Origin of the sequence: Ileibacterium valens (assembly GCF_001945525.1) — a bacterium.
Taxonomy (GTDB): domain Bacteria; phylum Bacillota_I; class Bacilli_A; order Erysipelotrichales; family Erysipelotrichaceae; genus Ileibacterium; species Ileibacterium valens.
Genome location: NZ_MPJW01000184.1, coordinates 1 through 19,299, shown reverse-complemented (window position 1 = coordinate 19,299; position 19,299 = coordinate 1). Strand labels below are relative to the sequence as shown.

The following is a 19,299-nucleotide window of genomic DNA, read 5'->3' as shown; positions in this document are numbered from 1 at the left end:
TCTCATTTTGCTTTCTGGTTCTAAGCTGGCTTTATTGAAAAATGGAAACAAAATTATGCGGCTGCTCCTATCGGCAGCTGCCAACTTTTTAATTGATATTTCGGCAACTTTTCAATTGACATATACAAATACCACAATGAAAAGCAGCAATGGATCATTGATTTCATGTTTCGAAGCGCGGGTGCTGATAAATATCAGCTCCTGAAAAGCCTGAAAGTTCCTGCCGCCACGACCACTGAAGAGGATTTGCTTACGCAGGAACTGGTTCCAGATCTGGCTTCCTGTCCTGAAAGGGAAATAAAGAACGGAACAGCTTATCATCTGGTTTACTGGTCTGAAAACGAAAATCTGCAGAATGTGACCGATCTGAAAAGTCGAAAGCTGTTAAGAGATCATGAAGTTTTCTATGCTGGCTATCTGCCAGAGAAGACACAGAATCTCAAAATTTCCAAATCGGTTACTGGCGCGATAATGGATCCGGATAAAAGTTTTGAATTTAATATTCGTATTCTCTGGGAAAATATCCCTTATGAATTAACAGAAAATCAGCTTGAAAAGACTGGATGGCAGAAAACAGGGGAAGGAGAGTACCGGCTTTCATTGAAGAACGGAGAGGATACTCAGATTGATCTTCCATACAATGCTCGTATTTCAGTAATGGAATCTGAAAAGTCCAGTCTGGGATTTAAAACTTCAGTTTTTGTTAATGATAAAAAGAATGAAACTTGTTCTGAAGTGATCCTGAATCAGGATACTGAAATTCGCTTCATTAACGAAAAACTGGATTGGAAGATCAACTTCTTCCTGCGAAATGCAGGAGAAACGGATTGGCAGCTGCTAAAAAGTGTAAAGGTGCCGGCAGAAACTTCGACGCAGCAGACTCTTCTTGATGAACATCTTGTTCCGGATCTGTCCGCTTATCCAGAAGCCAGAGTCGTAGACGGAATAATCTATCACCTGAAGTTCTGGTCCGATGATATGGATCTTACAAGTCCTGGCAGTTTCAATAATACAAAGCCGCTTTCAGACAATGAAAATTTTTATGCAGGGTATGTTGCTGATGAAGTGAAAACATTGACCATTCTCAAGAAAGTTGATGGCAGACATTACGAAGATCCTGACTATAAGTTCCATATCATGCTAAGTTTTGAAAACCAGCCCTTTGTACTTTCTCAATCGGAACTGAAAAAGTCTGGCTGGAATGAAGAAGAGCCTGGAACTTATTCGTTTAGTCTGAAGGAAAATGAGTCAAGTTCTGCGAACCTGCCAGCTGGAATTCAATGGAAAGTGAAAGAGGCGGATTACGCTTCTTCAGGATACATTACGAGTATTGAAGGAAGTGATCAAAGCGTTCAGGAAGATCAGACACAGGGAATTCTGAATGAAAATACCACTGTAGAATTTACCAATACCAAGCAGCAGTGGGATGTAGAATTCAAGTTCAAAAATCCAAATGAGGACTGGAAGTTGATCAAGCAAGTGAGTATTCCGGCCCAAACATCAACTTCAAAAACTCTCGTTGAGCTTGGGGTAATCCCTTCATTGGCCGGCAAGCCGGCTATGCTGGTGGAAAACGGAGTGGTTTATGATCTGAAAACATGGTCAGAAACCGAGGATCTCAATGACCCGGTTCATTTTGATGAATCATTTGAACTGTACAATAAGGAAGTTTTCTATGCCGGCTATATCCCGAGAACTACTTATCCACTCACAGTGAAGAAGTCGGTAAAAGGAGAGGAAGCGAATCCGGAAAATGAGTATTCGTTTTCAATCCAGTTTCTGATCGGCTGCCATCCATATGATCCAGATTCGAAGAGTATAAAGCAGGCCGGGTTTACAAAAGTGGATCAGGGAGTTTATAGATTTTCTCTGAAAAACGAACAGTCAATTACGATGGATTTACCGCAAGGAGTTCAGATTTCCATTGATGAGGATGACTATTCCAAAAAAGGATTCCTTTCAATGATCAATGTTAATGGAGAACAGAAGAGCGATCCATGGTGTGGAACTCTCAACACGCCTACCCATGTGGAATACATTAATATCAAGCAGCAATGGACCGTTTCCTTTCGTTTTCAGAACATAAATGAATCAGACTGGACAACATTGAAAACAGTCAGTGTACCTGCGGATACGTCTACCGAAGAGATGCTTGTTAAAAACGGACAAGTTCCAGAACTTTCTGATTATCCAATGACCGTGACAGCAGATGGTGAGATTTATCATCGAAAAGCCTGGTCTAATCAACCGGATCTGAGCGATCCTCATTCTCTTGATCAGAAGACCTTGCTTAGAAATGGAGAAGTCTTTTATGGAGGATATGTTCCGGAAAGCAAAGACAGCCTGATTGTGTGCAAACATGTTGAAGGAACAGGCTTCGATCCAAACCGGAAATATGACTTTTTCATGACTTTGAGTTATGAAGGAAAACCATTTGATCTAAGTGATGCTCAGATCAGCGCAAACAAGCTCAAACGCTCAAAACCAGGAGTATACAGTTTTGATTTATTGAATGAAGAGCGAATGGATTTGCGGATTCCAAAAGGTGTTCTGGTCAGTGTTTCTGAATCCGAAGAATCTTCCAATGGATTTGAGACATCACTTGAAGTCAATAACCAGAAACAGGATGCTCCTTACTCGAATGTGATGACTGAAGAGACGAAACTTGATTTTATCAACCGAAAACAGCAATGGAAAATCGAGTTTGATTTTAAGGATGCTGGAAGCAGCAGTTATAGGAAACTGACTGAAGTTTCGGTTCCTGCAAAGACAAGTACGCAGGAAACTCTGCTTAACGATCATCTGGTTCCTGCCCTTGATCAATATCCGGAATTTAAAATTGCTGAGGGAAAAGCCTGGCACCTGGTCTGCTGGTCGCAAAATCAGCAGCTGACAGATCCAAGCAATCTGAAAAATGATACTCCATTGAAAAACAATCAGATTTTTTATGCCGGATATATTCCTGTATCAGAAAATCGGATTTCGATTAAAAAGACGGTTGAAGGGATTGTCAGTGAACCAGATCGTCTGTATGAATTCAATGTTCGAATTACCTGGGCATCGAATCCATTCGATCTTTCCAAATCCGCACTCGATGCAGCGGGATGGCAGCAGAACGGTCGAGGTGAATATCACCTGTCCTTAAAAAATAATCAGACCAGCCAGATCAGCCTGCCAAAAAACGCCAGAGTTTACATCAGTGAAGCGGATTATTCACAAATTGGATTTGAAACAATCCTGCTGGTAAACGGACAGGAGAGCCAAACACCTTTTGAGAAGGATCTGAATGAAGACACTGAACTTGAATTCATCAACAAAAAAGATCAATGGAACGTATCATTCTGGTTTATGGATGCGGGAAGCAGAACGTGGAATTTATTGAAAACGGCTGAAGTTCCAGCCAGAACTTCTATTCAGCAGACGCTGCTGAATATGCATCTGGCACAGGATCTATCTGGTTATCCAGAAACTAAAGTGGCAAACGGCATGGTTTATCACCTGCGTTTCTGGTCAGAAAACAGGCAGCTCAGAGATCTTACCGATCTGAATAATTCAGATCCATTGAGCAATCATGAAGATTTCTACGCCGGATATGTGGTAGACGAACTGAAAAGTCTGACCATAGCCAAAAAAGTTGAAGGAAATCATCTGGATGCTGGCCGTCAGTTTAAGTTTACTGTTTCGCTTGATGAGATGAATCAGCCTTTTGAACTGTCTAAAGAAGAGCTCAGACAATCCGGATGGATAAAGAGTGCTGAAGGAATCTATACGGTTTATCTTAAAGAAAACCAGAGCAGCACGGCCTTGCTGCCAGCAGGAATTCATTGGAGTGTTCAGGAAGAAGACTGCAGATCGATTGGCTATGAGACAACAGCAAAGATTAATGGAACAAAAGCAGATCTGAAAGAGCAGAAGCAGATTCTAAATGAAAACAGTCTGATTGAATTTACCAACCGCAAAAAGCAGTGGGAAGTCAGATTCATGTTCAGGGATCCTGGAAGTAGTGTCTTCAAACAGGTAAGCAGTGTAAAGATTCCTGCAAAAACTTCGATGCTTAAAACACTGCAAAATGAAAAAGAGATTCCTGATCTGAGCACGAAACCAAAAATTATTATTGAAAATGGAACGGTTTATCATCTGAAAACCTGGTCGAAAGATGAAGGAATGGAATCGAGAGTCGATTTCGATTCGGATCAGAAACTTGAAGATCATGAAACCTTCTATGCCGGTTACGTGGCTGGAAATGAATATGATCTTAACTTCGAAAAAGAAGTCACAGGTTTTGAAGATACAAGAAAAGAATTTGATTTTACGGCTGTGTTCAGTTATGAAGGCCAGCCGTTTAATCCATCAGATTCTTTGATTCGTTTTGCCAATCTGCACAGACAGGCAGATGGAGTCTATACGTTTACAGCAGCCCCCAACCAGCCGATCAGGTTTGTTGAACTGCCGGAAAATGTCATTGTTCAGATCAATGAAAATGATTATGCAGCGGAAGGATATCAGACAAGTATTGTTAAAAATGGTGAAGTGATTACTGGCAGGCAGACTTCTGTATTGATGAATAAGGATTCCACTCTGAAATTCATTAACAAGAGAAAAGCCTGGATCATCCATTTTATGTTAAAGGAAGCGGCCAGTCAGGAATATGGACTTCTCGACAGTGTTGAAATTCCTGCAAGAAGTACGATAGAAGATGCTTTGGTAAAAGCTGGAGATATTCCATCATTATCGAAGTATCCAAAAACAGTCATGAAAGATGGACGCATCTGGAATCTGAGATTCTGGTCTGTTCATAAAAACATGAGTGGTGCAGGAAGTCTGGATGGAGATGAATCGGTTTACAACGGTGAAACTTTCTATGCAGCCTATGTTCCTGTTCCAATGGAAGCACTGACAATTTCTAAAAACGTCGTTTCTGTTATTCCGGATGAAAAGGCTGAATTTGAATTCAGGCTGACCCTGAGCTGGAATGATAAACCGTTTGAACTCAGTCCAGATACAGTTTCAGAGTTTGACATGACCAAAGTCCAAAAAGGAGTCTACAGTTTTAAACTTAAAAATAACCAGGAAAAGAAAGAGATTCCGCTTCCTGCTGGTATTCAATACCAGCTTGAAGAAATAAAAACATCCGGTAAGCTTTACAGCACTTTATTTATGATCAACGGTAAAACTGAAGAGGGCAGCGATACTGGACCAAGAAGACTCGATCAAATCCAGAAGATCAGCTTCATAAACTGGGAAAAGACGATTGTAGTAGAGTTTTATCTCAAAAACGCTGCCGAATCGGAATTCAGAAAGATTGATACAGTGACCTTGCCAGGTCAAGGCTATAAAGAAATTGATCTGGTTAAGAGAAACCTGGTACCAAGACTGACGAAACTGCCGGAGTATCAGGTTGTTGATGGAAAGGTCTACCAGATTCATTACTGGTATGAAAATCAACTGATGACTGTTGAGACAACATTGGATGATGAAAGACCTGTACCGGATCATAAAAAGTATTATGCCGCCTATCTTCCAGTTGAGATTTCGACGCTTATGGTGACAAACCGCGTTGAAGGAAATGATGTAAGAAAGGATCAGGAATTTTCATTCGTCATTCGATTGAGTGAAAACGGAAAACCGTATACAGAAGATCTGGTTCCAGTGTGCAACGTTCAGGATACTGACTATAACGTATTTAATGATCTGAAGCTTCTTGAAAACCAATACAGTCAAAAGAAGTCAGGTGATCAGAATTCAGACAACATGTCAGGACTTAGAAACATATACAACGGAGCCAAAGTCCACAATAACAAAGATGGAACCTATACTTTCTTCTTAAGCAATGGACAAAGAGCAGGGCCATTTATCCTGCCGGATCATCTTGATTTTGAAGTCGAGGAGATTGATGGATTTACGGATGGTTTTGACACATCTTATCAACTGGAACAGAATGCGCAGGACCAGAAATGGATTTCGAAAGATCTGACAGGAACGAATGATCTTTGTGATCAGACTGCAGTTCACTTTTTGAATATTCGAAACCAGGAAAAACCATCACCACCCTCAAAACCCGATCAAAAGGATATCGATCAGCCTGAAAATAAAAAAGATCATCCTTCAGAAAACGATCTGAATGGAAAAGGTCAGTCTGATCGGCAGAAACTTGGGAAGCCACAAAATAAAAAGCCAACTGAAGCGACATCAGCTGATTTAGGTACGCGGGTTCTGAGTCTGCTTGGAGTTCTATCACTGTTAGTAATGATACTGATTGGATGGATCGGATTTAATCGGAAAAAAGAATAAGTTTCGATAAGAAGGAATGAATTGAAAAGCGGATGAATAAGGATTTTTACTCCTGATTTCGCTAGCGAAACATCGGACAGAACAAACCTTTAGGTAAGGCGAGTTCTGTCCTTTTTGTTTCTAACGGGCTGCCAGAGTTTGAACAGACGTCTGCAAAATAGGAAAGAACAGAAAAACATTCAATGCGATTTATGAGCTGAATCTTTGTTCTAGAAAAGCAAGAATCTGAGTGGAAAGATTACTCATTTTCTTCTGGATATCGGCATCGGATTCAATGAAATGCCATTCTGGATTTGATCGATAAACGTTTCTTAAAATATGATCAAGTCTGCAAGCTTCTTTTGGAGAAGCGATTCGAGCTGGATTATTAGACTGGTCATAGTTCTCATCAAGACGACAACCAGCACTTTCCATATGAAAAATAGCATCATAATCAAGAACAAGCTCAGCCATATTCAGCTTCTGAGATTGGAGAATGGCATCAAATTCTTCCTGGCCAGACCAGGCGATTCCATCCAGTGTCCCCCGATCAAATATAAGAACGGGACGGGTCGAAGAATTCTGACTTATGAGGGCTTTTGCCTTATTCATTGCTGCTTTTTCCTTGAGAATCTGTTTGATCAGCTGTTCGGTCTGATAGCTCCTGCTTCCAACCGTTGAGGCCGATATGCCTGCGCCAATCAGTTCAGTAGCCGTTTCGGGTATAAAAAGAGCATGGTATCCTCTGACGTTCAGTGCCTCCTGGAGAAATCGTTTTGATTCGGTTTTTCCGGCACCAGGACCACCTGTAATCAGGATTCGCGGGATATTGAAGTGGTCGCACTCTGAATTGAGATTGCTGGTGAAGGAGCTTTGCAAACTGCTGTCCTGGGATTGGTTTAATTTCATAGATTCATTTTTCATGGTTTTAGTCCAGCTCTGACAATAAGCCTGCATTTGCTTTTCGCATAATAACGAATTCAGAAGAAGGAATACTGCAGCTTATTGTATTAAGAGGTTAACGGTGTTTTCAACTGTTTGAGATCTTCCTTATATGTTAGCGAAATTGAGTCATTCGGGCAAACCACAGCTTAAGCAACAGGAAAAGCGAATGAATTTTCTCCTGAAAAATCCAGGAATGTCAATTGACCTGAGAATCCGAAATATAAGCACCAAAAAAGCAGAGACCGTCTGTGGCGGTCTCTGCTTTAAATCATAGGAAGGTAAACAATTGTTTTAAGTGAATATTCATTTTTTGAGTGTAATTTCAGGGTGTTCTGAATTAGTCCAGGATGACTTTTCCAGTTTCTGGATCCAGGTCAACCATGATGTTCTGTTCGGTGTTCTTATCGAAGATCTGGATCTTGTTATTATCAAATGCAAGCTGAACGGTATCACCGATACGGGCAGTTGTATCTGGAGCAACAACGGCAGTAATCTGGTTTCCATTGCAGTCAACGTACAGGTTTGCGGTAGAACCGAGCATTTCATAAACGTCAACTTTACCGGAAGTTCTGGATTCTGGGAATGAAGCCAGATCTTCTGGAGAATCAGAAATATCTTCTGGACGGATACCGAGAATAACTTCAGTTCCAGCAGCATAACCTTTGTTTTTCAGCTTCTTTGCTTTCTTGTCAGAAAGAAGAATATCGTCACCGTTAACAGTCAGGTAGACTTTGTTGTTCTTTTCAGTAATTACAGCATCAAGGAAGTTCATCTGTGGAGCACCGATGAATCCGGCAACAAACTTGTTTGCTGGAGAATCGTACAGGTTCTGTGGAGAATCAATCTGCTGAACTTCACCATCGCTCATAACAACAATGCGGTCACCCAGAGTCATCGCTTCGGTCTGGTCATGAGTTACATAGATTGTAGTAGCTTTCAGTTTTTCATGAAGTTTAGAGATTTCAACACGCATCTGTCCTCTTAATTTGGCATCCAGGTTGGACAGTGGTTCGTCCATCAGAAGAACTTTAGGGTTACGAACGATTGCACGGCCCATAGCTACACGCTGTCTCTGACCACCGGAAAGAGCTTTTGGTTTACGGTCAAGCAGGTTTTCAAGGCCAAGAGTTTTTGCTGCTTCAGCTACGCGCTTTTCGATTTCTTCCTTTGACATTTTTGCGATCTTTAAAGGGAATTCCATGTTTTCCTTAACTGTCATATGAGGGTAAAGAGCGTAGTTTTGGAATACCATGGCGATATCGCGGTCTTTTGGTTCAACGTCGTTCATAACGGTTCCGCCGATTTTCAGTTCACCGCCAGAAATGTCTTCAAGACCAGCAACCATACGGAGTGTTGTTGATTTTCCGCATCCGGATGGTCCTACGAAAATAACAAATTCGCCATCAGCGATATCAAGATTGAAATCTTTAACAGCCTGGAAACCGTTAGGATAAGTTTTATTAATGTGATTTAATGATAATTCAGCCATTTTATTTTCTCCTTTAAATGGGGATCAATATTGATCTGTTTTGCCCGTTTCGGGTTTTGTTGTAAATCTTTAAACAGAGTACCGAAGGATTGGCAGGGTCGCTTTCTTCATATGGAAAGCCTGATGAAATTAAACATGAACCTGACTGGTCTGAAGTCAGCTGCAGCATACTCAGCCTCTGGCTGCTGCTATTCTGGGTTTTCTTCGAGGATCTTTGCAGGATCTTCGGCCTTCATTTCTAGAGTAAACGTATCTTTCATGTTGATGCTTTTATCTTCGATCTGCTTGAACAGATCATCAAGAAAGCCAAATTCCTGTGCAGAAGCTACGGGTTCAATCACAGTAGAGCTTGAGCGTTTGCTTTGAGTTCCATCGTTATTAACGAGCAGAGCATAGGAATCGACTCGAACCATCGCATAGGTGCTGGCATCGAGGTAAACCTGAATGGTCTGCTCCTGAAGAATCTGGTCTCTGGTTGATGACTTGGGATCCTTTAACCGGATCTGAAGAATCGGTCTTTGGCCGGATTCATCAAAGAGAAACTCGTAATCATCAGGAAACTGATAGCAAGCCGGATCGGCTAATGAAAACAGGGCAGCAAGCGAGTTGTATTCTTCCGAAAGCAGGGCATTTTCAACTTCTTTGGCATCGGCATCCTTTAACAACCGGTTTTGATCATTCAACGTGTAATCAAGGATAAGCAAAGGATCATCGGCGAATACGGAAACCTCATCAGAAGCCGGAATGCAGTTGAGCTGCAGGGTTGACTCCTTGTTAATGCGGATAATTCCGATATACGGGGCAGATGCTGCGGATGCTGAATACCGAAGGACTTCATAGAGCGTTCCGTTTTTGTACAGATAGGACTGCAGGGATTCCTGTGTATCCAGACTGTTTGAAACGTTTTTGTCCGTTTTGTGTGAAACGTTTCCATTTTTAGGCTCTAAAAATCCGTCGATCGAAAATGAAGTTGCTAATTGGTAAGAATAACCATTTACCTGTGCGGTTCGGGCAACCAGATCACTCAGGGCGTTCTGAATGCCTGAAACAGTCTGTTCTTCAGGAATGTGACGAAGCGTGTTCTGGATCGCCTCCAGGTCCTGAATGCCAGATTGGTTGCCATCAGCAGAACAACCACTAGCAAATAGAAATACTGATAACAGACCAATCAGAGACCGACTCCGTAGTTTTTTCATGTCGTACCTCTGATTTCTAATGAAAACACTTTGACCAATCGCGTTTCCGTTTACATGATTTATAATAGTGGACAGTGTCCCGGATTACAATGGATCAGGGACTAAAACGTTTCCAAATATGAAAGGGGATACATGAAATGGATGGTTTTAATGAAATTTCCTTTGTTGGAAAGCCAACTTCCAAACAAAAAATGATCAGAATCACGCTTTGGGCAGCAGCTTTTGGATGTCTGGTCTGCTCAATTCTGTTCTGGCCGCTTCTGCTTGCTGCCATGATTTTGTTTGCAGCTGCATATTTTTACTCGGTAAAACTCGATTATGAATATGAATACATCTTCAGCGATCGAGATTTATCGATCGACCGCATCATTCAGAAAGCCAAAAGAAAAACAATGGTTCTGGTTCCTTTTGCCGAAATCGAAGAAATCAGAGTTTTGAACAATCCAAAAGAAATGACTGGAGGAATGCTTTGCTGCAACGAAGAGGATCCAAAGATCGAACTGATCTGTCATGGCAAGCAGGGAAAAAGAAGCTATCTGATTCTTGATTGCGAAAACTGCAGAAAGGCACTCTTTTATGCGATGCCTAAAAAGGCAGTCGGACTCAAATACAACCGGTAGAGAATAGGAAGAATGGCAGAAGACCTGCTTTGAATCAAAGTAAACTTATCAGTTAAATTAACTAAAAAAATAAATAAATTTACTAAAAATCTAAGTAAAAGATCTTGCCTTTTCCTGTTGAAAAGTACAAAATGAAATCACATCAAAGAACATAGCCGGTTTGATCAAAACTGTCTGACAGAGAGATCCGGCTTTGGAAAGGAAACATATGAACATTTTAGTTACAGGTGGTGCTGGCTATATCGGAAGCCATACCGACATTGAACTGCTTAAGCAGGGACACGATGTAATTATCGTAGACAATCTGAGCAATTCCTCTGAAAAGGTGATTGACCGTATTGAAGAACTTGCGAATAAATCAGTGAAGTTTTATCAGGCCGACATCCTTGATAAGGAAGCGATGAATAAAATTTTTGATGAAAATAAAATCGATGCCGTGATTCACTTTGCCGGTTTAAAAGCTGTCGGCGAAAGCGTTCAAAAACCAATCGAGTACTATACCAACAACATTGCTGGTACGATGAATCTTCTTGAAGTAATGAAAGATCACGGCGTTAAAAACATTATCTTTTCTTCTTCGGCTACTGTTTATGGTGATCCAGCTGAAATTCCTATTACTGAAAACTGTCCGAAAGGAACCTGCACCAATCCTTATGGATGGACCAAATGGATGCAGGAACAGATTTTGAGTGATATTCATTTTGCCGATCCAGAATGGAATGTATTGCTTCTTCGTTACTTCAACCCCATCGGAGCTCATGAATCCGGCAGAATCGGTGAAGATCCAAAGGGAATTCCTAACAATCTGCTGCCATATGTAGCTCAGGTTGCCGTTGGGAAGTTAAAAGAAGTTGGCGTATTTGGCGATGATTATGACACACCGGATGGAACAGGTGTTCGTGACTATATTCACGTCGTCGACCTGGCTAAGGGACATTGCGCCGCATTAAAGAAAATTGAAGAAAATGCGGGTCTGAATGTTTATAACCTGGGAACCGGTAATGGATACTCTGTTCTCGATGTAATTAAAGCTTTCTCTAAAGCCTGTGGAAAAGATATTCCGTATGTCATCAAACCTCGCAGAGATGGTGATATTGCAACCTGCTATTCCAAATGCGATAAGGCTTTAGAAGAGCTTGGATGGAAGGCTGAACTGGATCTTGATGATATGTGCGCTTCAAGCTGGAAGTGGCAGTCTCAGAATCCTGATGGCTACAACACTCCGGAAAGAAAATAGGAAAAATATAGCTTCAGATCAATCTGAACAGACTGTCATCTGAAGAATGCTATATAAAAAAATACGAAACTGAAAAGGAGAATTCATATGGATGGAATTCTCCTTTTTAATACAGAAACATGACTGTATTTATTTACTGCCTAAGATTGCCAAGTTCCTGGATTTCTGAACGTTCTTTTCTTTAGGAAACGCTTTGATATACTAAAAAATGAACAGGATGAAAAAAAACATCTCAAAAAATTAAGTATCAAGTATGGAAAGGAAAGAAACAGATGACACTGGATTTAGACGATTTAATTGATGCGATGATGAATTCGCAGCAGGGAGTTGACTATTACCTGAACACAAAGACTGGAGAAATCATCATGCGTTCAGAGTATCTGCCGATTTCAGAACTGAATGATATTGAAAATGAACTGGATGAGAACTGGGATTTTATTCTTGAAATTCCGGATCAAAGAGAAGTTGGAGGATTATCCATCAATCGTAAATTCATCTGGAATCTGCCTGATGGTAAAGCCAAGGATGCGTTAAATACGGCACTTAATGGCAAAGGAGCTTACAGACGTTTTAAGGATGCAGCCAAGAACTATGGTCTTTTAGATCGCTGGTTTGAATTTGAAGACGATTATTATACGGAATATGCCCGCAACTGGTGTAAAGATAATGAAGTAGCTTTTACAGAAGTTCCAAAGATTGTTTATCGGCATGCAACACGCAGGGATCTGAAGACATTGATCGACCTTAAGAAAAAGGAACTTGGAATTCAGGAAGATTCTCTGGATTTTGAGCTGGAGCGCTATTTCTCCAACCAGATGCGTATGGGAAATCTGTATCAGATTTTTGCATGGTGGAAGATGAAAATTGTCGCTACAGGGGCTGTTGTATGGAACTTCTATCCGCCAACCCTGGAACAGCCAAACGGACGCAAAGGATTGCTGGTAAATTTCTGGTGTGAAGAAGAGATGAAGGATAAAGGCTATCTTGAAGAGATCACCAAACGTCTGATTGAAGAAACCAAAGCCAGAAATATCTCTGAAATTGTCGCTCAATCCAATCAGAATGAACTGCTTGAGAAATGCGGCTTTGAGAAGCTTGACAATTCCTGGGTTCGCAAAATCCGTCTGAAATAACCGTGTTTTTCTGATCTGAGATTTTAATCCGAATAAACAGGCAAAAAGAAGAAAGATCAATTGATTCCACTGTTGAATTTCAGTGGAGAATCTTTGATCTTTCTTTTTTTTATTCATATAGGAATAGTCAGTTGATTCTTTGGATTGATGCAGGCTGAAGTACTTGAATATCCATCTGTATCTAAATCCATTCTTCTCGTTCAATGCTCTGCGCTGGAAGTTCTGGAGCTTTCACATTAAATTCATCAAAAAGCTCCGGAAAACGATCCACAATATAGCGAACCATTCCATCGCAGTTATTATCGTGTTTTGTCAGTTCATCTGCGCAGGCTTTGGTATCATCAAGCCCATTGATCATGCAGACTCCAAGGCCGGATTCTGCAAGCATTTCATTATCATTGGATGCATCTCCAAAAGCTGCAATCGTCTGGACTGGAATGTTGTATTGGCTGGATAGACTCATAAGAGCGGCTCCTTTATTTGCTCTTGGGTCCTGAAATTCAAGCAATGTGGGCTGAGTCCGAAAGGCGGTATATTTAGTCGATGGATGTTTTTTCGCAAATTCTTCCATTTCAACACAAAGCTCTGCAGCGGGAGTTCTTAACATGATCTTTCCTGTAGGTTTATCCCAGTATTCTGAACGATCCTTAACTACACGTGCTTTCTTGCTGGCATGCTGACAGGAAGTTTCGACGAGCTCATCAATCCAGGCACAGACGAGCTGGTGATCCTGATAGATAACCGGATTGGCATAAGTGAAATCCTGCATCAGCTCGAGGATTTCTTTAATGGTTTCAGGTTCAAGCGGATAACATACGGTTTCCTGATTGGTTTTTGTATCGATGATTTCTCCACCATTCATTCCGATCAGAAATTCCGGTTCAAAACCAAGGTCATAACCGGCGATGGTTGCGGATAATTCGTCTCCAGGACGTCCCGAAGCAATTCCAAAAAGAACACCCTTTTTATCATGCAGATATTTGATGACTTCGCGGGTATAAGGCATCATTTCCCGGGGTTCATTGACAAGAGTTCCATCAATATCTGCCAGAATGAGTTTAAGTTCTTCAAATGGCTTCTTTTCTTTTTTCATCATCAGATTCCTTTCTATAATTTTATGCAACTCAACTTTTTTTATGGCTCTTTTCGCTTCAGATGCATCCAATATGAAAAGTTGTTTTTGGTTGTCGACTCAGGGGGATAAATAATCTGGATGACTGGAAGCAAAAATTTATTTCAAGACTAATTTAGCACAGAAAAAAACCGGAATTTTGCAACTCCGGTTTCAGAATCGATATGAATTTAATAAATTTTGAATCGATTTATTCGTGATGACAGCATCCGCCATGGCCCTCATTGCCATGATTACTGCAGCAGCCGCTTTCTGATTCGTGATTTCCACAGCATTCTCCATCATGTTCATGACTGCTGCAGCATTCGCCATCATGTTCATGATCATGATGACAGCCATCGCCGCATCCGCATACGGTATTGAGGACAACAAGTTCTCCGTTTACTAAATCAATCATCATATCTTCGATCACAGATTTTTCATCTTCTCCAGCACATACCCGGATTCCATCAATTTCATCCACAGGATCGTTCTCGTCAAAAACTGCCATCTGGAATACAGGATTTTTACCACAGCAGGTTTCCTGTAAAGTAACAAGCAGACCATCTGCATTGTTTTCTGCAAGAACCTGATTCAGGACATTTTTAGCTTCTTCAGTGATTTTCATAAAAACACCTCCGCTATCATTTTACGATTTCATAAGGGAATCCGCTTGTAAAAAACTCTGTTTCCAATAGTGTAAAAATAGATACATGTTATAGAGGAATCTGAACAGGATGAAAATGAAAGAGTTTCAAAGCGTTAATATTGTATAAAGAAGGAAGCGGTATCTTGAAATGGATAAAGTCCTTTAAAGACTATATATAAATACTATAAAGATTTTATTGAAGAATTATGTTACCTTTTAAGGCAAAAGACACGTAAAAGACTTATACAAGGTTTACATTGGAATTACCTGAAGGAACTAAAGATTGGGGTGAGATCAATGGAAACCAGAACATTGGAACAACTTAAAAATCAGGCGAGCCGCGGCGACGGACAGGCTTGTTATGAGCTGTATCAGGAATACAAAAATGGAATTCATGTCGCAGAAAATGAAAAAACAGCACAAAGCTGGCTCAATAAAGCCATTGATCTGAATCATCCAGAAGCCCTGGTCGTCCAGGGGCTGAATCTTCTAGGACGCGGCAAAACCGAGGACGCGCTTGAATATCTTGAAAATGCAGGTGCCAACCATTCTCTGGCCGCCAAGAACATTCTAGGGCAATTCTATCTTGGAAATATCGATCGGATGCCTATGGAATATATCAATGTTGACCTTGGCCTTCATCTTCTGCATGAAGCGGCCATGGAAGGAAACATTGATTCGCAGATCATGCTTGGCAAGTGCTTCTATACAGGTAAATGGGTCAGCCGAAATGAAATGATGGCTGTATACTTTCTGGAAATGGCTCGAAAAGCAGGTTCTAAGGAAGCTGAAACTCTTCTTGATGAAGTCAATCGAATTGTAACGGATCTTAACTGATTATCCGAAGTCTTCATCGACAAACAATATGAATCAAGAAAAACGGAAGGCAGGAGTCTTCCGTTTTTTTGTGATTGATGAGGATGTATGAAATTAAGATAAGAAATGTTCATGAAGCTGTATTCTATTCGGTGCGAATAGTCTAAACTGTACGTGTATTGAAACAAACATGAATAAACATAGAGAGGAAAAATAAAATGTCTTATGAAGTTACAGCTTTTGGGGAAATTCTGATTGATTTTACCCATACGAATCCTGAAGATGACGGCCCAGCTTTATTTGCGCAAAATCCAGGAGGAGCACCCGGAAATGTCTGTGTTGCAGTCAACCGATTAGGTGGAAATTCTGCTTTTCTTGGAGTAGTCGGAGAAGATATGCATGGAGATTTGCTAAGAAAAACACTTGAAAACGAAAATGTTTCTACAAAAGGACTCCTCAGCCATCCGCAGCACTTTACGACTCTGGCTTTTGTCTCAGTGGATAAAAACGGGGAACGGTCTTTCTCCTTTGCCAGAAAACCCGGTGCAGATACTCAGATGCGGGCTGAAGATCTTGATCTTGATGAAATTAAAAATGGTAAAATTTTCCATATCGGTTCTCTTTCACTGACTCATGAACCGGCCAGATCAGCCACTTTATTTGGTATTGAAAAGGCAAAGGAATTCGGAAATAAAATTTCCTATGATCCAAACTACAGGGCTTCACTATGGTCGAGTGAAGAAGAAGCCATCAACGCGATGCGATCTTTAATTCCATATGCCGATATCATGAAAATTTCAGATGAAGAAACTGAACTGCTTACAGGCTTTAAGGATCCCGAAGAAGCAGCCAGAGCATTGATTGATCAGGGCGTAAAAATTGCTGCAGTGACTCTTGGATCCGAAGGGGCTTTAGTCGCTAACAAAGAGGGTATTTCTAAAGTGAAAGGTTTCAAAGCCGATGTTGCTGATACCAATGGAGCTGGAGATTCTTTCTGGGGTACCATGCTTTATCAGATTGCCATCAGCGACAAGAATATTGATGATTTAACTTTGGATGAACTTTCAGCGATGCTGCGCATTGCCAATGCTGCTGCTTCACTGACCTGCCGCAAACATGGAGCCATTCCCGCTCTTCCAACCATGGAAGATGTTACTGAGTTCCTAAAGACTCAGGAGTAGGAACAATCATGGAAAAAGAAGCCTTGGAAAACGTGCTTCTTAATTGTAAGGTCTTAAATTATTAGGATTAAAAAATTTAGATTTAGTTTGCTTTCCTGTCTGATTGAAATTTCAGGCAGGATTTTTCTATGAATGAAATCATGAGATTGAAATGAATACAAATCAAAAAGAGATCAAATCTGATAATGATTTGGATTGTCATTTAAAAATAACCAAGTTTTCTAAAAAAAGTTTGATGCAAAAACATTCGATAAACGATAAATTACAATCTTTATACCGGCTATGAACAGAAGATTTTTCAATCCCATCGAAACTGATTAAAATTTAATCAGGAGAGTAAAACTTATGAATTTATTTCACAAAGATTTGTCCCAAACTCAGAGAGAAAACCCGAATCGAGGGGTTCGATTTCGCCGAATGCAGGTTCTGGTCAACTGCATTCTGATGTCCGGAGTCGTACTGGGACTTTGCTTTTATACATCAGGAATGTTCTATGACTCCGTTTCAAGCGGACTTGGACTCACTTCCTCAGAAATTTCATTGACCACTACGTTTTATCTGATTGCATTAGCCGTAGGGACATTAATTGTTCCTAAACTGATGTCCAAGATTTCGTATCATCTTCTGTTTCAGGCAGGAGCTGTCATAGCGGTCTTTTCGACTCTAATGATGTCCTTTTGCTTTGGAAAGGAATTCCTGTACATCTTATGCATTGTTCAGGGACTGGGATGCTCCTTAATCGGTCTGGTGCCAGTCATGCGGATTCTGGGCAACTGGTTTATAAAAAACAATACCTGGTTTACCGCATTGGTACTTGCCTTTCCAGCTTTAGTTGCAGCGGTCAGCGGACCATTGTTTTCCGGAGTGATCAGTGCTTTGAGCTGGCGAATGTCCTATGTCCTGCTTGCGGTGTTTATTGCTGCCTTTTTAATCTGGGGATTCATGGATCCAATCTCAGTCACTCCAGAAGCTGTCGGATGCACTCCGTTAGGAAAAAAAGAGCCAGAAGTTGAGGCAGTCAATAATCAGAAATCAGCTGGAACATCATTAATGGTTCTGATAGCAATTGCAGCATGCGGAGCGTGCCTGATCGCACTTCCGCTGCATTTTGGTGGATTTGCCGCGTCAATTGGGCTGGATTTGATCGTCGCCGGCCGCATGTTATCCTGGGCAATGATTGGAAACATCGTTTTCAAGCTGGCAGGCGGATGGATCGCTCAGCGTTTTGGAATCTATAAAACAACGGCTGGATTAGCTCTGGCTGCAATTATCAGTACCGCAGGACTGGCATTGGCAGTATATAACCATAATCTGGCGGCGATTTATTTTCTGTCATTTGTATTTGGCTCAGCGTATGCCTTATCTGAACTGTCACTACCGCTTCTTATCCGCAGTCGTTTTGGCAGATTTCGCTATACGACCATTTACTCTTTTGTTCATGCGTGTTCATTAACGGTGACTGGTCTGGCGATCTATTTTGTTGGTCTGATGGTTGATGCTTCAGGAACATACTTATGGGTATGGCTGATCGCCTGCCTGTTAGCCGTTTTAATTGAGGTTTTATTATTCTGGGCCACAGGCGGTACAAGACCTCTGGATCAGCAGACTGATGTTCCTTTCTCGAAAATTGATGATCGTTTTATAAAAGAAGATAAAATAAATTCTATGCCAGTAAAAAACGCTGAGCAAACTGAAAATATGACGTCTTCTGTGGATGAAGCAAATCAGCCTGAGGGACCCAGTGAATATGAATCACCTTCTTTCTACTACGAAAAAAAACAGGAAGAAGCCAGAAAGGCTGCTGAAGATTCACAGATCGATCAGGATGTTTTGCCTGAAATGACCAAAAGCTTTAACACTTCTGCAAAAAGTATTGATGAACAATCGCCTTATACCTTCAGCATCAATACAGATAAAGAGGCCAATTCTGCTTCTTTATCCACCCCACAATCTGAAAACAAGACGGTTCTGCCAGAAAAGCAGCCAGAAGAAAATCCAGGAATAAAGATCAGTGTCAGCGATACCCGATTGGATAAACCACTTCCAGACTTTTCAACGAATAAAACATCCGTCAAAAGACCAGTGGGGCCAGCCTCAAAACCTGATTTTTCTACTGAGAAATCAGATGAAAAAAACTGAGTTGTTTAAGCAATGTAAATTGGATGATTCATCGATCAATCCTGGCCGTTTGGATCGGTCCAGGAAACAATGGATTAGAAAGCATAAAGAAAAGGGGCTGTTAAATTTCGACTGATTTTTCATCAGCGAGATTTACAGCCCCTTTTTCTATGCTTTTTATCTGATTCAATCCTGTTTTATGATGTGTTTTTCCGCTCAAGTCAATTTTTGAACGCACTGAAAAGAGCCAAAACTCAAAAAGACTGTTTATAATCTTTTTCAGATTTCGCTTTTCTGCTCCTTTAATTTTCCATAACGTTCGAGTTCTGGGCAACTCATCCGATTTCTGTTGTTTAATTTTCTGATATTGTGTCCCATGGCCACAATAAGCACCTCAAATTTTACGATTTCCAGTCCCCGGCGTCTCAATCGGCTGTATCTGTAGTTTTCTTTAAGATCTCCGAAGGTTCCTTCCGCCTGAATGCTCCGGCTGACCATAATCTCATGTCCTGCATCTGAAGACATGTTCTCCCG

General features: G+C 41.0%; 14 protein-coding genes. 8 read left to right on the top strand and 6 right to left on the bottom strand.

Annotated elements, in window-relative coordinates:
• Both BO222_RS14105 and BO222_RS09370 read left to right on the top strand, forming a co-directional pair.
• The coding region (locus BO222_RS14105; protein WP_233131241.1) for a hypothetical protein at positions 1 to 205 on the top strand (205 nt) is incomplete at its 5' end.
• Positions 166 to 6,291: a DUF7601 domain-containing protein gene (locus BO222_RS09370; RefSeq protein ID WP_075820464.1), complete on the top strand. Its 6,126-nt coding sequence runs from the start codon at positions 166 to 168 to the stop codon at positions 6,289 to 6,291. The genes BO222_RS14105 and BO222_RS09370, both read left to right, overlap by 40 nt.
• A 189-nt stretch (positions 6,292 to 6,480) precedes the next feature.
• Here BO222_RS09370 and BO222_RS09365 read toward each other — a convergent pair whose 3' ends face one another.
• The 3 genes from BO222_RS09365 to BO222_RS09355 all read right to left on the bottom strand — a co-directional run bounded on the left by BO222_RS09365 (position 6,481) and on the right by BO222_RS09355 (position 9,900).
• Complete coding sequence (locus BO222_RS09365; protein ID WP_158024587.1) at positions 6,481 to 7,179, bottom strand: ATP/GTP-binding protein; 699 nt, start codon at positions 7,177 to 7,179, stop codon at positions 6,481 to 6,483.
• A 373-nt stretch (positions 7,180 to 7,552) separates the two neighbouring features.
• Entirely contained in the window at positions 7,553 to 8,704 is a 1,152-nt protein-coding gene (locus BO222_RS09360; protein ID WP_075820461.1) for an ABC transporter ATP-binding protein, read from the bottom strand.
• A gap of 188 nt (positions 8,705 to 8,892) precedes the next feature.
• Complete coding sequence (locus BO222_RS09355; RefSeq protein WP_075820459.1) at positions 8,893 to 9,900, bottom strand: hypothetical protein; 1,008 nt, start codon at positions 9,898 to 9,900, stop codon at positions 8,893 to 8,895.
• 137 nt (positions 9,901 to 10,037) lie between these two features.
• Between BO222_RS09355 and BO222_RS09350 the strand changes: the two genes are divergently transcribed.
• From BO222_RS09350 to BO222_RS09340, 3 genes are all read left to right on the top strand, one after another.
• Positions 10,038 to 10,520, top strand: coding sequence for a hypothetical protein (locus BO222_RS09350; RefSeq protein WP_075820457.1), 483 nt, complete (start codon positions 10,038 to 10,040; stop codon positions 10,518 to 10,520).
• 208 nt (positions 10,521 to 10,728) lie between these two features.
• Positions 10,729 to 11,757 (top strand): UDP-glucose 4-epimerase GalE, encoded by a 1,029-nt coding sequence (gene galE / locus BO222_RS09345; protein WP_075820455.1) that lies wholly within the window; start codon positions 10,729 to 10,731, stop codon positions 11,755 to 11,757.
• 272 nt (positions 11,758 to 12,029) lie between these two features.
• Positions 12,030 to 12,890, top strand: a complete 861-nt coding sequence (locus tag BO222_RS09340) for a UPF0158 family protein (protein ID WP_075820453.1) — start codon at positions 12,030 to 12,032, stop codon at positions 12,888 to 12,890.
• Between the two features lie 181 nt (positions 12,891 to 13,071).
• On the opposite strand, the gene BO222_RS09335 is transcribed toward BO222_RS09340, so the two are convergent.
• Together BO222_RS09335 and BO222_RS09330 are read right to left on the bottom strand one after the other, a co-directional pair.
• Positions 13,072 to 13,986: an HAD-IIB family hydrolase gene (locus BO222_RS09335; RefSeq protein WP_083647777.1), complete on the bottom strand. Its 915-nt coding sequence runs from the start codon at positions 13,984 to 13,986 to the stop codon at positions 13,072 to 13,074.
• 226 nt (positions 13,987 to 14,212) lie between these two features.
• Positions 14,213 to 14,629, bottom strand: coding sequence for an iron-sulfur cluster assembly accessory protein (locus BO222_RS09330; RefSeq protein WP_075820449.1), 417 nt, complete (start codon positions 14,627 to 14,629; stop codon positions 14,213 to 14,215).
• Positions 14,630 to 14,947: 318 nt separating this feature from the next.
• On the opposite strand from BO222_RS09330, the gene BO222_RS09325 reads away from it, so the two are divergent.
• The 3 genes from BO222_RS09325 to BO222_RS09315 all read left to right on the top strand — a co-directional run bounded on the left by BO222_RS09325 (position 14,948) and on the right by BO222_RS09315 (position 18,786).
• Positions 14,948 to 15,487 carry a tetratricopeptide repeat protein gene (locus BO222_RS09325; protein ID WP_075820447.1) on the top strand — a complete coding sequence of 180 codons (540 nt, stop codon included), beginning with the start codon at positions 14,948 to 14,950 and terminating at the stop codon, positions 15,485 to 15,487.
• 197 nt (positions 15,488 to 15,684) lie between these two features.
• On the top strand, positions 15,685 to 16,647 hold the full coding sequence (locus tag BO222_RS09320) for a carbohydrate kinase family protein (RefSeq protein WP_075820445.1): 963 nt from the start codon (positions 15,685 to 15,687) through the stop codon (positions 16,645 to 16,647).
• 345 nt (positions 16,648 to 16,992) lie between these two features.
• Positions 16,993 to 18,786 carry an MFS transporter gene (locus BO222_RS09315; RefSeq protein WP_075820443.1) on the top strand — a complete coding sequence of 598 codons (1,794 nt, stop codon included), beginning with the start codon at positions 16,993 to 16,995 and terminating at the stop codon, positions 18,784 to 18,786.
• A 258-nt stretch (positions 18,787 to 19,044) separates the two neighbouring features.
• Here the strand turns inward: BO222_RS09315 and BO222_RS09310 are convergent.
• Positions 19,045 to 19,299 (bottom strand): transposase (locus tag BO222_RS09310; protein ID WP_075820441.1); only part of this gene is annotated, 255 nt, incomplete at its 5' end.